This is a genomic window from Actinacidiphila acididurans, from assembly GCF_016918855.1.
GTDB classification, from domain to species: Bacteria; Actinomycetota; Actinomycetes; order Streptomycetales; family Streptomycetaceae; genus Actinacidiphila; species Actinacidiphila acididurans.
On record NZ_JADKYB010000007.1, the window covers coordinates 281,165 to 295,522 of the forward strand.

Annotated in this window: 8 protein-coding genes and 1 pseudogene; 1 reads left to right on the plus strand and 8 read right to left on the minus strand. The window is 71.2% G+C overall.

Features of this window, described 5'->3' with window-relative positions; all coding sequences use genetic code 11:
- Positions 1 to 64: 64 nt before the first annotated feature.
- The 5 genes and pseudogenes from ITX44_RS15625 to ITX44_RS15645 form a co-directional block, all read right to left on the minus strand.
- Positions 65 to 1,090, minus strand: coding sequence for an RsmA family anti-sigma factor (locus ITX44_RS15625; RefSeq protein ID WP_205357815.1), 1,026 nt, complete (start codon positions 1,088 to 1,090; stop codon positions 65 to 67).
- Positions 1,087 to 1,842, minus strand: coding sequence for an RNA polymerase sigma factor SigM (sigM, locus tag ITX44_RS15630; protein WP_372440922.1), 756 nt, complete (start codon positions 1,840 to 1,842; stop codon positions 1,087 to 1,089). The genes ITX44_RS15625 and sigM overlap by 4 nt, the downstream gene beginning before the upstream one ends.
- Positions 1,843 to 1,882: 40 nt before the next feature.
- A pseudogene (locus ITX44_RS15635) lies at positions 1,883 to 3,634 on the minus strand (protein kinase family protein); the annotation flags it as partial.
- A gap of 690 nt (positions 3,635 to 4,324) precedes the next feature.
- Positions 4,325 to 6,847, minus strand: coding sequence for a murein biosynthesis integral membrane protein MurJ (gene murJ, locus ITX44_RS15640; RefSeq protein ID WP_205357817.1), 2,523 nt, complete (start codon positions 6,845 to 6,847; stop codon positions 4,325 to 4,327).
- Between the two features lie 25 nt (positions 6,848 to 6,872).
- Positions 6,873 to 9,284 (minus strand): DUF6049 family protein, encoded by a 2,412-nt coding sequence (locus tag ITX44_RS15645; protein ID WP_205357818.1) that lies wholly within the window; start codon positions 9,282 to 9,284, stop codon positions 6,873 to 6,875.
- Between the two features lie 159 nt (positions 9,285 to 9,443).
- Here ITX44_RS15645 and ITX44_RS15650 point away from each other — a divergent pair, with 159 nt between their 5' ends.
- Positions 9,444 to 10,859, plus strand: coding sequence for a CCA tRNA nucleotidyltransferase (locus ITX44_RS15650; RefSeq protein ID WP_307795284.1), 1,416 nt, complete (start codon positions 9,444 to 9,446; stop codon positions 10,857 to 10,859).
- A 193-nt stretch (positions 10,860 to 11,052) separates the two neighbouring features.
- Here ITX44_RS15650 and ITX44_RS15655 read toward each other — a convergent pair whose 3' ends face one another.
- From ITX44_RS15655 to ITX44_RS15665, 3 genes are all read right to left on the minus strand, one after another.
- On the minus strand, positions 11,053 to 12,354 hold the full coding sequence (locus tag ITX44_RS15655) for an MFS transporter (protein ID WP_205357820.1): 1,302 nt from the start codon (positions 12,352 to 12,354) through the stop codon (positions 11,053 to 11,055).
- A gap of 157 nt (positions 12,355 to 12,511) precedes the next feature.
- Entirely contained in the window at positions 12,512 to 13,594 is a 1,083-nt protein-coding gene (locus ITX44_RS15660; protein WP_205357821.1) for an inositol-3-phosphate synthase, read from the minus strand.
- A gap of 23 nt (positions 13,595 to 13,617) precedes the next feature.
- Positions 13,618 to 14,262 (minus strand): PadR family transcriptional regulator, encoded by a 645-nt coding sequence (locus ITX44_RS15665; RefSeq protein ID WP_205357822.1) that lies wholly within the window; start codon positions 14,260 to 14,262, stop codon positions 13,618 to 13,620.
- Positions 14,263 to 14,358: the final 96 nt, after the last annotated feature.

Below are 14,358 nucleotides of genomic sequence, written 5' to 3' on the forward strand. Positions count from 1 at the left end.
GCGCCGTTCGTGCACCGGCGTGCCCTCGGGTGCCCCGGGACACCCGGGGCCGCCTCGGCGAGGGTCAGCGGGGGTAGGTGTGGCGGAACAGGACGGCGCCGGGGCCGGCGGTCGTGCAGTCCGCGGTGACGACGAAGGCATCCACCTCGTGGGCGTCACCCGGGTGCGGCAGCACCACCAGATAGGAGTCGGTGCCCTGGAAGCTCTCGTGGTCCGACGCCAGCGGGAGCTCGGTGCGGTGGGTGGCCTTCAGGACGCACGACGGTACGGCCGGCAGGCCGCCCGGTGCGGCGTCCGTGTGGGTGCCCTGCCCGGTGAGCATCGGGGTGTCGGCCTTCTTGCCCGGCTCGCTCAGCAGCGCCCGCACCCGTTCCCCCACCTGGTCGCTGCCCTTGGACCCCGCGGCCCGGCTCTGGCCACTGCTGGAATCCAGGTTGGAGCCGCCGCCGGCGCTCGTCACCCCGTACAGCACGAGTCCGCCGACCAGGAGGACGGCGAGGGCCGAGGCGGCGGCGAGCAGGCCGCGGTGCCAGGTGAGGCGTCGTCGTCCGATCGGGTGACTGCCGAGCGATGTACGGCCGGGGCCGGTGGGTGTCTCGGGCCGGCCGCCCGGGCGGGTCCGGTCGGACCCGGAGCGGTCCGGTCGGGTGGATGTTTCACGTGGAACAGGCGTCGAGGTTTCACGTGGAACATCGGACTGGGCGGCCGACTGCTCGGTCTCACCGTCGGCACTCTTCTCGGTTCCACGTGGAACAGCCCAGGGCTCGGTTCCACGTGGAACATCGCTCTCTGCGGACTCCTGCGTCGTGGTTCCACGTGGAACATCGACGTCGGTCGCGCTCAGCAGCGCCTCGGCGGCCAGGGCGGCGTCGATCCGGCCCGCGATGTCCTCCGGCATCGGGGGCGGGCCCGGCAGCGTGCCGAGCAGCCCACGGATCTCCATCAGGGACACCAGGACGTCCGAGCACAGCTCGCAGTCGTCCAGGTGCTCGTTCACCTCAGTGCTGCGGTCCACCGGCAGCAGGCCCTCGGACAGGGCGGAGATCTCCGCGACCTCGGGATGCGGATCCGTACCGCCAGGTGATGTCACCGGTGACCACCTCCGCCCTTCTCCGTGCCCGTCTCTGGGACGGATGTCCCCTCGACCCGGTTCCGTTGCCGGCCCACGGTGCCGCTCGCTGCCCCGGTTGCTGTTCCGCTCGCTGCCCCACCGGCCGTCCCGCTCCCGGGTCGGCCCTCGGCGCCGCTCGCACCGACGGTACCGGCGCCCCCTGTACGCAGATGCGTGAGCAGCGGCAGCAGCCGGGCCCGGCCCCGGGCGCACCGGCTCTTCACCGTGCCGGCCGGGACGTCCAGGATCTGCGCGGCCTCGGCCACCGGGTAGCCCTGCATGTCGACCAGGACCAGCGCGGCCCGCTGGTCGGGTGGCAGCGTGGCCAGAGCCGCCAGCAGCTCGCGGTGCAGTTCGCTGCGTTCGGCCGGCGCCTCGGCGGATTCCTCGGGCTCCATGAGGGCCTCGAAGTTCTGCTCGTCCGCGACGGGCGCCGTCCGCCGGGTGGCCGCCCGGCGGGCCCGGTCCAGGCAGGCGTTCACCGTGATCCGGTGCAGCCACGTGGTGACGGCCGACTGGCCGCGGAACGTGTGGGCGGCCCGGAACGCCGACACCAGGGCGTCCTGGACGGCGTCAGCGGCCTCCTCGCGGTCCCCCAGGGTCCGCAGCGCCACCGCCCACAGCCGGTCCCGGTGGCGCCGGACGAGCTCCCCGAACGCCTCGGGTTCCCCGGCCACGTGCCGGGCCAGGAGCTCGGCGTCGGTCACGTCGCCGAGCGGGTTGCCCTCCAACGCCAGCTCCCCCGTCCCCGTCCAGTCCGGCAGCGGAATCTCAGCCCGTGAAGGAGATCTCCTCAAGGGCCTGCTTGTATCCCGCCCTGTAGTAGTCCTCCGTGCTGGAGTACGGAAGAGCGGTGAACCAGACGACGACGTACCGGCTCGGGTGGGGGTTCCGCACGTCGATCCGCACCTTGTTCTGTGAGCTCTTCGTGCTCGCGAGCTTCGTCATGCCGGAGAGCGGGGCCGAGTCCGAGAAGGAATCCGTGCCGTACAGCTCCACCGTGGTGTGGTCGCCCGCGTAGCGAAGGTCGAGCGTGGCGGAACGCACCGCCTTGGGCGACCCCAAGTCGTAGATGACACCGACACCCGGCTTGTACGGGGCCAGCACCGGACCGTCGTTGAATGTCTTCGTCCGCCAGTACGTGGAGAGCTTGCCGTCGTACGTCGCGGCGATGTCACTCGTGTCCTGGAGCGCGCCGTCCTGGGTGAACTCCTTCGCCCCCGTGATGGTGAGCGGGTGCGACGTCACCGCCCGGTGAGTGGCCTGGCCGCCCTTCGGGCCGGTGGGCGCGGGGTTCTTGGTGGACTGGTTCTCGTTGGACTTCATGGCGTCCGCGAGCTGCCAGCTGCCCAGGCCGATGGCGACGACGACCAGCGCGGCCACCGCCCACTTCAGGGCCTGACCGGTGCGCCCGGGAAGGGCGGGGGGCGGCGGGGGAGGCGCGGCCACGGGCTGGCGTCCCGCCGGGGGCCGGCCGGGGCCGCCTGCGGGCGGGGCCGGCGGCTGGTACGGGGACGTCTGGTAAGCGGCCGGCTGGTACACCGGCGGCTTCGGGTCGGGCCGCCGGATCCGCGGCACCGAGGCGACCACCTTGGCCAGCTCCTCGGGAGTGGTGCAGGGCGGCTCCTCGCGGGAGGCGGTGGCGCCCTCGTTGACCAGCGCCCGCATGGCGACCTCGGACAGGCCGCGGTGCACGCCGGCCCGGACCTGGTCAGGGGCGACCAGGCCGACGCCCTTGGGCAGCCCGGTCAGGCCGTGCGCGTCCTCCTCGTACGGCCAGCGCTGGGTCAGCGCCGCGTACAGCAGCGCGCCGATGGACTCGGTGTCCTTGCGCTGCGGCCGGTCGGAGTTCAGGCCGCGCAGGGCGGCGGCGACGGCGAGCCCGCGGATGCGGTACTGCCCGGACACCGTGCGCAGCACGTCGCCCGGGTCGAGCCGCAGATGGGCCAGGCCCTCCCGGTGCGCGGCGGCCATGCCCTGGGAGACCTGGCTGACCATCTGGTAGGCCTCGTGCGGCTCCAGGGGACCTGCCGCCAGCAGGTCGGTGAGCGAGGCGGCGTCGGGCAGCCACTCGTGGATGACGTAGACCAGGTCGCTCTCCTCGACGGCGTCGAGGACCTGGACGAAGCGCGGGTCGCCCAGCAGCGCGGCCGAGCGGGCGGCGGCCAGCACCTGGCGGCCCCGCGGGTGGTCGGAGGGCAGGATGTGGATGCCGACCGCGCGGCGCAGCTTCTCGTCCACCGCGCGCCAGCTGCTGAAGCCGTCGACGCGGGTGACGCACTCCTCCAACTGGTACCGGCGGGCCAGCTTGTGACCGCTGTGCAACTCCGGAGCCGTGACCGGCCCCCGGGCCGCCCTGCGGTCCGCCGGGTTCGCACCGGCGGCGGGAGCCGCAGCGGCTGAAGACGTGGTGGCTGAAGACGGGGTGGCGGAAGCCTTGGCGGCAGTGGAGCCCGTACCGGCGGTGGAGGCACCCGTACCGGCGTCGGAGGCACCCGTACCGGCGGTGGAGGAAGCCGAGGCAGCGGCGGCGCCGGCGCCCGGCTTCTTCTCCGGCCCTGCGGCGGCTCCTGCGGCCCCGGTGGACGAACCATCGGGGGATGCGGCCGGCGCCTCGGCAGCGGCGGTCCTGGAGCCCTTGGCGGCGCTCCTCGCGCCCTTCGCGCCGTTGCGGGACCCGTTGAGCTGAACGGTCCGCTCGGCGGTCTGCTCCAGGGTGGTTTCGGCGGCCTTCTCGGCCGTCTTGCCCGGGGCCTTCTCCGGGGTTTTCCCGGGGGCTTTCTCCGGGCGCTTCCCGTTGCTCTCCTCCGCGGGCATCGCCTGTGTGTCGTCGGCGTCGGGAACGAGCGGCTGGGTGGCGTCCGGATCCTGGCCCCGCCCCGGGTCCGCGGCGGGGCGGGAGGCTCGGGGCTGCCGGCCGCGTGACGCGTCAGCGGCCGCGGAATCGGCGGAAGTCGTGCTGGTCTGGTCGTCCGTCATGGTCCCGTCGGATGTGGCGCCGCCCTCGTTGGCCACTCCGACGGCGGCCGTGCTCCGATCCGCCACCGTCGTTCCTGCCTCCCCATCCATTGCGCGATCTCACATCAAGCCACATCGAGCCGAGGACAATTGTGCCCGTCCCCCGCCCCAATCACGACACGCAGCAGGCTGTGATGGTTGCGCCCGCCCCCTGTCGGTGTCCTGTTCCGCTCCGCCCCCGGGTGCCGTCCCCGGTCAGCGGCCGAGGCGGCCCCGGATCATGCCGATCATGGCGTTCAGCTCCTCGATCCGCATCCGCTTGGCGGCCGCCAGGAACAGCACGGCCAGGACGCCTCCACCGACGAACAGGGCGGCCAGCGAGCCCACCGCGCCGCTGCCGAGCGCGTTGAGCACGAAGTACACCGCGATGCCGGCGATGCCCGCGGCCGGGATACAGGCTCCGGTCAGCCGGGCATAGGTGCGGACCACACGGCGTCCGTCCAGGTCGCCGTGCAGCCGCTCCTTGAGTCGCTTGACGGCTACCCGGACTCCGACGGCGTACGCCAGGCCGTACGAGGCGGCCATGCCGACCACGGCCCAGCGGGCGGGGAGCACGAAGAAGCACAGCGCGGAGGCGGCCGCGTTGACCGCCGCCACGACCACCGTGTTGTAGAAGGGGGTGCGGGTGTCCTCGAAGGCGTAGAAGCCGCGCAGGATCACGTACTGCACGGAGAAGGGGATCAGGCCCGCGCCGAACGCCATCAGGATGAAGCCGATGTTGCGGGCGGAGTCGGCGCCGGTGCTGGAGTAGAGCAGGCCGCACATCGGCACGCCGAGCGCCAGGAAGGCGAATCCGGCCGGCACGATGGCCACCGCCGAGGTGCGCAGGCCGTAGGAGATGTCGTCGCGGACCGCGGAGATGTCGCCGTCGGCGGCGGCCCGGGAGATCCGCGGCAGCACCGCCGCCATCACCGACACGGTGATGATGGCCTGCGGCATCTGCCAGATCAGCAGGGCGTTGTTGTACGCGGTGATGCCGGTGCCCTGGTAGCCGCTCTTGTCGGCGTTGGCGCCGGCCCAGGTGGCGAGCTGGGTGACGACGATCAGGCCGGCCTGGTTGGCCAGGACGAAGAAGAACGTCCACTTGGCGAGCTTGGCCGCGTGCCCGAGGCCGTGACCGCGCCAGTCGAACCGTGGTCGGAACCGGAAGCCCGCGTCGCGCAGATAGGGCAGCATCGCCAGCGACTGCACGACCAGGCCCAGCAGGGTGCCGACGCCCAGCAGCCTGGTGCCTTCCGGGGTGATGGTCGTGGCGTCCATGTGGGTGGTGCTGTAGGAGCCGTACACCCAGATGAACAACAGGAAGGTGAAGATCACCACGATGTTGTTCAGCACCGGCGTCCACATCATGGCGCCGAACCGGCCGCGGGCGTTGAGCACCTGACCCATCACCACGTGCACGCCCATGAAGAAGATGGTCGGCAGGCAGTAGCGGGCGAAGGTGATGGCCGCGCTGTAGCTCTGCGGGTTGTCGGCGATCTTCGCCGACATCAGCCGGATCAGCAGTGGCGCGCCGAGCACGGTGACCGTGACGATACCGCCGAGCAGCACCATCACCACCGTCAGCAGCCGGTTGGCGTAGGCGGAGCCGCCGTCGTCGTCGTCCTTCATGGCGCGTACGAGCTGCGGGACGAAGACGGAGTTCAGGCCGCCGCCGATGGTGAGGATGTAGATCATCGTCGGCAGCGTGTTGGCCACCGCGTAGGAGTCGCCGAGGCTGGCCACGCCGATCGCGGCGGCGATGACCAGGGTGCGCACGAAGCCGGTCACACGTGAAACCAGGGTGCCCGCGGCCATCAGCGCGCTGGACTTGAGGATGCCGCCGGCCTTGCCGCCCTCTGCTGTCGCGGGGGCGGGCACCGGCACCTGGATGATGGGGATCTGACCGGTCTCGTCCGGCGGCGGAAGTATCCCGTCGCCGGACGAGGTGTACTCGGGCTGGTACGGATACGCGTACCGCGGGTCGACGTATCCCTGCTGGGGCCAGCCCTGCTGTCCGTACCCCTGTTGCTGGTAGGCGGGGTCCTGGTACGCGCCCTGCTGGTCGTAACCCTGCTGTCCGTACTGCTGTTGCCGGCCGTACGCCTGCTGCTGCTGCCCGTAGCCCTGTTGCTGTTCGTAGCCGGGCTGTTGCTGCTGCCCGTACTGCTGCTGCTGTTGCTGGCCGTACCCCTGCTGTTCGTAGCCCTGTTGCGGGTAGCCCTGCTGCTCGTACGCGTCCTGGTCGTAGAACTGGTACTGCTGCTGCTGTTGGGGGTCCGGCTGCTGCTGCGGGTACTGGCCGTAGTTCTGCCGGGGGTCCGGTCCCTGTGCCTGGGCCTGCGGCGGCTGGGCGTAGCCGGGGTTCTGGTCGCGGAAGAGGTGGTCGTACGCGTCGTACGGCTGCTGGCCCGGCGCCTGCTGACCCGGGTGGCCGGGCTGGCCCGGCTGCCCCGGCTGACCGGCACCGCCGATCAGGCCGTCCATGCCCACGTACTCGCTGTGCTGCTGCTGCCACTGGCCGCCGTTGCCGTTGCCGTACTGCGGCGGTGGCGGCGGGTGGGCGGACCGGTCGTAGAGTGCGTCGTCCACCGGGTCCTGCGCCGTGGGGTCCTGACCCTGGTACGGGTCGTAGGCGTAGGTGTTCTGCAGATAGGGGTCAGGCGGCGAAGGGTGCTGGTCGGGCGAAGGAGGCATCTGGCCCGCAGCGTTGCGATCACCGTCGTACGGCGCGTTCATCAGTGCCCACCTTATGGTCCGCGTGCTATCCGTCCACCTTCTCACCTGCCGGGGACGGCTCCGGGGTTTCGAGTCCGGTGTCAGTGGCAGGGTCACCCGGGTGTCCGGATGCGGTGCCGTCCCCTGTGCCGTCGTCTCCGTCATTGTCGCCGCCGGCGCCCCTGGGGCCGTCGGCGGCGAGCGCCTCCGAGGCGCTGTCCTCCCCGCCCCCGGCCGCGGCCCGGCGCTTGCGCTGACGGTAGATGCGTACCCCGGCGAGCACCAGCAGCAACAAACCCGCGGCGATCACCAGCATGACCAGGTCGGTGACCTTGGTGATGTTGACCCGGAACGACACGCTCCCGCCGCTCCCGCCGTACACCTGACCGTCCTTGGTGTACAGCGCGGCGGTGAGCTGCGTCGGCCCGTTGGCGCTTGCCTTGGTCTGGAACTTCAGGGTACGGGTACGCCCGGCCTCGATGGAGATCGGCTGCTCGGGGTTGCGGATCTCCAGCCGGATGTTCTGGCTGGACGTGAGACGCAGCACAAGGCCGGTGATCGGCTGCCCGAGGTCGTTCTTGACGGTCACGGGGATGGTGCCGCTGCGTCCCGAGAGGGTCAGCGTGGTCTTGTCCAGGATCTTGACCGCGTTGATCAGGCTCTGCAGGTACGTGCCGGTGGAGTTGCGGAAGTCGCGCCCAGCGCCCTGCTCGCCGCGCCACTCGGTGGACAGCGCCCGCAGGAGCGCGTTGCCGAACGGCACGGTCACCCGGTCCTTGCGGGTGAGGATGATGGCGAAGTCGTTGAGGCCGCGCTGCTGCTGGTCGGTCTCGCGCAGGTCGGGCTGCTGGATCTCCTGCTTGCGCAGGGACGACGGGTACGACGAGGCCGAGGCCACCTTGTGACCGGCGTCCGGGTCGGGGTGGGTGGCGGCGGCTGTGGCGAACGGCACAGTGGCCGCCCAGGGGCTGCCGTCCACCGCGCCGATCGCGGTCGCCATGGCCTTCGCCTGGGCCACCGTGGGCATCCGCTGCGGCGCCACCAGCAGGGTGCGCTGGGGGGTCGACGGCTGGGTGGTGATCAGCAGCGTCTGGGCGAGGAAGTCCTGCGCCGCCAGGGCCGGGTTCTGGGTGCCCGTCATGTCGCCGGAGAACTCCATGGACAGCGAGGCGTCGGCGACCACCGCGGTGGTCCCGCCGCCCAGCGAGCGGGCGGCCGAGGGGGTGTAGCTGAGGGTGTTGTCCGGGAAGCTGTCGCTGCGGGTGATGATCTGGGTGTCGCCGCCGGCCCGCGCCACGGACAGGATCGACGGGTCGACCGCGCCGTCCACCGGCCAGGCCACGCCCGTGGTGATCTTCCCGTACTGCATGTTCTTCACGGTGCTGGTGCCGAGCACGGTTTCCACGGTGCTCACGCCCAGCTGACCGGCGGTCTTCAGATCGGCGGTCAGGCGGCCGGTGAGCCCGTGCATTCCGCTTGCCCGGTGGGCGATCGACGCCAGGTCGGTGTCCCCGAAGGGGAGCGCCACCACCTGGTCGCCGGAGACGGCGTCCTTCAGCTCGTTCAGCCACGCCCTGGCATACGCGCTGCCCGTGCCGGGGGTGGTCTTGGTCACGTCGCCGCCGGGACCGGTGACCCGGTAGCTCTTGGTCATGGCGTCGACCTCGGCCAGCAGGTCCGGGTCGATCACCCAGGTCACCGGGAGGCTCTTGGCCAGATCCAGCATCGTCCACAGCCGGCCGCCGGGCTTGAGCTCCGCGGTGAGGCCGTCGTCGAGGAAGAGCGGGCTCTGCTGGGAGTCGTTGTCACCGGTGGCCGCCATGTGCGGTCGGTCGACCAACGGCCACAGGTAGCTGATCCGGGTCGGCTTGGCGGTCTCCCCCTGCGCGTACCAGGGCAGGAAGGTCCGTTTGAGGCCGAGGACGTGCGGCCAGGCCTCCGCGGCGGTCTGGCCCTCCAGCGCGGGGGCGATCTGGTAGACGCCGGTGGAGCCGAGGTTCAGGGCACTGACCGGGACCTTGAGCGTGAACGGGGTGCTCACGCCCGGCGCGAGGGTGGGCACGGCCGCGGTGTGCCCGGGCAGCTCGTCGCCGTCCAGGGCGCTGAAGTAGTTGCTGCGGCTGACCGCGCTCTTCATGGTGCTGCGGGCGTCGATCGGGCCACCGGGGGCCACCAGCAGGCCCATGTGGGCGCCGGTGACCGCGGACTTGGTGTTGTTGGTGACCGTGCCGGTGACGGTCACCGTGTCGCCCTTGCCCGGCACCTGGGGGCTGATACTGGTGAGGGTCACCGTGGCGGAGTGCGAGCCGGTGGGGGTCCGCGCCTGCGAGCCGGTCGCCTGTACCGTCTGCAGCAGGCCGGTGAGCACGGTCGCGCCGGCGATCAGCGCGACGTACCGTCGCCACCGCCGCCGGGGGCCGGCCGGGGGTGTTCCGGGTCCTAGTGCGGCCTCGCCCACGCGTTCGCCCGTCCTTGTACTCGTCGCTCGTCGGTTCCCACTCAAGTGCGTGCTGGCATGGTAACGAGATGCGCTGTGCCGCCGTGCCGCGGAACCGGGATGGGAGGCCGCCGAATCACGGGCGCGAGGGGCGGCCCGGGAGCCGTACCCTTTGACGTTGTGCCGAATGCCAACAATGCCGCCCAGACACCACAGGCCCGCCACCGGGTCGAGCCCGTCGCCGAGGACCTCGGCCGGCGCTTCCGTGACGCCGGTCACCGCCTCGCCCTCGTCGGCGGATCGGTCCGGGACACCCTGCTGGGCAGACTCGGCCACGACCTGGACTTCACCACCGACGCCCGCCCGGAGCAGGTGCTGCGGATCCTGCGGCCGTGGGCGGACGCGGTGTGGGAGGTCGGCATCGCCTTCGGCACCGTGGGCGGATTGAAGGACGGCTACCAGATCGAGGTGACCACCTACCGCTCCGAGGCGTACGACCGCACCTCGCGCAAGCCGGAGGTCTCCTACGGCGACACCATCGAGGAGGACCTGGTCCGCCGCGATTTCACGGTCAACGCGATGGCGGTCGCCCTGCCCGACACCGACTTCATCGACCCCTACGGCGGCCTGGACGACCTCGCGGCCCGGACGCTGCGCACCCCGGGCACGCCCGAGGCGTCCTTCTCCGACGACCCGCTGCGGATGATGCGGGCGGCCAGGTTCGCCGCCCAGCTCGACTTCGAGGTCGCGCCCGAGGTGGTGGCGGCGATGGCGGCGATGGCCGACCGGATCGCGATCGTCTCGGCCGAGCGGGTCCGGGACGAGCTGAACAAGCTGCTGCTGTCGGCGCACCCGATCAAGGGGCTGCGGCTGCTGGTGGACACCGGGCTCGCCGACCGGGTGCTGCCCGAGCTGCCCGCGCTGCGGCTGGAGCGCGACGAGCACTTCCGGCACAAGGACGTGTACGAGCACACGCTGACCGTGCTGGAGCAGGCGATCGCCCTGGAGACCGAGGGGCCGGACCTGACCCTGCGGCTGGCCGCCCTGCTGCACGACATCGGCAAGCCCCGCACGCGCCGCTTCGAGCCGGACGGCCGGGTCTCCTTCCACCACCACGAGGTGGTGGGCGCCAAGCTGACCAAGGCCCGGATGACCGCGCTGAAGTACCCCAACGACCAGGTGAAGGACGTCTCGCGGCTGGTCGAGCTGCACCTGCGGTTCCACGGCTACGGCAACGGGGAGTGGACCGACTCGGCCGTACGCCGCTACGTGCGGGACGCCGGCCCGCTGCTGGAGCGGCTGCACAAGCTGACCCGCTCGGACTGCACGACCCGCAACAAGCGCAAGGCCGAGGCGCTGTGGCGCACGTACGACGGCCTGGAGGAGCGGATCGCCGAGCTCCAGGAGCAGGAGGAGTTGGACTCCATCCGGCCGGACCTCGACGGCAACCAGATCATGCGGATCCTGGACCTCACCCCGGGGCCGCTGGTCGGCAAGGCGTACCAGTACCTGCTGGAGCTGCGGCTGGAGCACGGTCCGCTCGGCGAGGAGGCCGCCACCGAGGAGCTGAGGAAGTGGTGGGCGGCCCAGGGCTGAGACCAGGGGTGAGGACAGGGGTGAGCCGGGCGGAGTCCAGAGCTGAGGCTGCCTCCCGGGCTGTCTGCTGAGACCGCCCCCTCCTCGTGGGCGAGGCCTCCGCTTCATGTTCCACGTGGAACATCGGCCGGGCGACGTCACTCGGCTCCGTCGCCCAGAGCGATGTTCCACGTGAAACATCGCCGGATGTCGTTCAGCCCGCGCCCTGTGTTCCACGTGAAACATCGCGCACCCGCACCATTCCCACGGCGGTGGCTGCGTAGAACACGGTGAGGGTCAGGACCAGCCCGGAGGAGCGTCCGTCGGCGGGCAGGATCAGCGCGGTGGCGGCTGCCGCGCCGACGTAGGCGACATTGAAGGCGACGTCGTAGAGAGAGAAGACCCGTCCCCGGAACCGGTCGTCCACCTGGGTCTGTACGACCGTGTCGGTGGCGATCTTGGCGCCCTGGGTCGTGAGGCCGAGGAGGATCGCCGCCAGCATCATGGGGGCCACCGCGAACGGCAGGGCCAGTGGCAGAAGCAGCAGTGCGGAGCCGGCCGAGCAGCCGGTGATCCAGCCTGCCGTGCCCAGTCGCCGGGTGGCCCACGGGGTGATCACCGCGGCGGCGAAGAAGCCGGCCGCCGACAGGCCCACCGCGAGGCCCAGCAGGGCCAGCCCGTGGTCGGTGCCGGTGTCCGGGTCGGCCCAGGCGTACCGGCACAGCATGAGCAGCATCACGGTGAGGCCGCCGTAGCAGAAGCGCATCGCGGTCATCGCGGTCAGCGCCTGCCGGGCGGCGGGCCGCTCGCCAAGGTGCGTCAGCCCCTCGCCCAGTCCGCGGGCGGTCGAGGCCATCGCCCGGCCGAGCGGCGCGGGACCAGTGCCGGCGAGGTCCGGGCCCAGCAGGTCGCGGCCGAGCGCGAGGGCCGACAGCCCGGCGCAGAGATAGAGGAGTCCGGCCAGCAGGACGGTGGCCGCGTCCGCGCCCCTGCCGGCGGGCAGCACCAGGTGGACCACGAAGGCGCCGCCCCCGCCGAGCGCGGCGGCCAGGGTGCCCGCGGTCGGTGTGAGCGAGTTCGCGGTCACCAGCCGCTCGGCGGCCACCACCCGGGGCAGCGCCGCGGACAGCCCGGCCAGGACGAAGCGGTTCACGGCGGTGACGGACAGCGCCGAGAGGTAGAACAGCCAGTCGGGCACGTGCAGCAGGATCAGCCCGGCGGTGGCGCAGGACAGCACGGCCCGCAGCAGATTGCAGTGCAGCAGCACCTGCCGGCGCCGCCAGCGGTCCAGGAGCACACCGGTGAACGGCCCGAGCAGCGAGTAGGGCAGCAGCAGGACGGCCAGTGCCGACGCGATAGCGGCCGGGGTCGCCTGTTTCTCCGGGGAGAACACCACGTAGGCGGCCAGCGCGACCTGGAAGACGCCGTCGGAGAGCTGCGACAGCAGGCGTACGGTCAGCAGCCGCCGGAAGTCCGGCAGCCGCAGCAGTACGGCGAGATCGCCCGCGACACCCATGGCCATACCCTCACATGCGTGGGGCCCCGGGTCATGACCCGGGGCCCCAGGAACTGCGTGGCCGGTACGCGTGCTCGGCGGTGGTGCGCTCGGCACGCGTCGCGGCGGCGTGCGCTCAGCCGCCTGTATTCAGCCGCGTGTGTTCAGCGGTGAGCGTTCAGCGCTCGACCTCGCCGCGGATGAACTTCTCCACGTTCTCCCGCGCCTGGTCGTCGAAGTACTGCACCGGCGGGGACTTCATGAAGTAGGAGGAGGCGGAGAGTACGGGGCCGCCGATGCCGCGGTCCTTGGCGATCTTCGCGGCACGCAGCGCGTCGATGATGACACCCGCGGAGTTCGGGGAGTCCCAGACCTCCAGCTTGTACTCCAGGTTCAGCGGGACGTCGCCGAACGCGCGGCCCTCCAGGCGGACGTACGCCCACTTGCGGTCGTCCAGCCAGGCCACGTAGTCCGAGGGGCCGATGTGGACGTTCTTGGCGCCCAGGTCGCGGTCGGGGATCTGCGAGGTGACGGCCTGCGTCTTGGAGATCTTCTTGGACTCCAGCCGCTCGCGCTCGAGCATGTTCTTGAAGTCCATGTTGCCGCCGACGTTGAGCTGCATGGTGCGCTCCAGGACCACACCGCGGTCCTCGAAGAGCTTGGCCAGCACGCGGTGCGTGATGGTGGCGCCCACCTGCGACTTGATGTCGTCGCCGATGATCGGCACGCCGGCCTCGGTGAACTTGTCCGCCCACTCCTTGGTGCCCGCGATGAAGACCGGCAGGGCGTTGACGAAGGCGACCTTGGCGTCGATGGCGCACTGGGCGTAGAACTTGGCGGCGCTCTCGGAGCCGACCGGCAGGTAGCAGACCAGGACGTCGACGGCGCGGTCCTTGAGGATCTGGACCACGTCGACCGGGGTCTCGGCGGACTCCTCGATGGTCTCGCGGTAGTACTTGCCCAGGCCGTCCAGGGTGTGGCCGCGCTGCACGGTCACGCCGGTCGCCGGCACGTCGGTGATCTTGATGGTGTTGTTCTCGCTGGCGCCGATGGCGTCCGCCAGGTCGAGACCGACCTTCTTCGCGTCGACATCGAAGGCTGCCACGAACTCGACGTCACGCACGTGGTAGTCGCCGAACTGCACGTGCATGAGGCCAGGCACCTTGCTGTCCGGGTCGGCGTCCTTGTAGTACTCGACACCCTGCACCAGCGACGCGGCGCAGTTGCCCACGCCCACGATGGCTACGCGAACCGAACCCATACCGGTTGCTCCCTGTGTAATCGTCACGCGGTTCCCCGGCTTTCGGGTCGGCCGCCGTTCTCTTGGTTGTTGTCGTTGTCGGCCCGCCCGGTGCCCGGACGGTTGTCCGTCCGACCGGCGCGTTCGGTCTCGATCAGCTCGTTGAGCCAGCGGACCTCGCGCTCCACCGATTCCATGCCGTGCCGCTGCAGCTCGAGCGTGTAGTCGTCGAGCCGTTCGCGGGTGCGCGCCAGTGAGGCACGCATCTTCTCCAGTCGCTCCTCCAGACGGCTGCGCCGCCCTTCCAGGACGCGCATCCGGACGTCCTTGGACGTCTGACCGAAGAAGGCGAACCTTGCGGCGAAGTGTTCGTCCTCCCAGGCGTCCGGGCCGGAGTGGGCGAGCAGCTCCTCGAAGTGCTCCTTGCCCGCGGCCGTCAGCCGGTAGACGATCTTCGCCCGGCGGCCGGCGAGGGGCGTGGCCGGCGAGTCGCTGTCCGGCGCCGTCTCCTCGATCAACCACCCCTGGGCGACCAGCGTCTTCAGGCAGGGATACAGGCTCCCGTAACTGAAGGCGCGGAACACCCCGAGCGAGGTGTTGAGCCGCTTGCGCAGCTCGTAACCGTGCATGGGGGACTCGCGCAGCAGGCCGAGAACCGCGAATTCGAGGATTCCGGAGCGCTTGCTCAATCCCTCGTCCCCTCGTCCGCCTCGACCCGGCTGCCTGCCGTCCCGGCTGCCCGGCTACTTTGTTCCCTTGTTCCGCAGCGTGTGTCGGCTCGATGT

Bases quoted from the DNA above. Each gene is read 5' to 3' on its own strand.
- murJ (WP_205357817.1), bottom strand. From the start codon at position 6,847: ATGAACGCGCCGTACGACGGTGATCGCAACGCTGCGGGCCAGATGCCT.
- ITX44_RS15655 (WP_205357820.1), bottom strand. From the start codon at position 12,354: ATGGGTGTCGCGGGCGATCTCGCCGTACTGCTGCGGCTGCCGGACTTC.
- ITX44_RS15660 (WP_205357821.1), bottom strand. From the start codon at position 13,594: ATGGGTTCGGTTCGCGTAGCCATCGTGGGCGTGGGCAACTGCGCCGCG.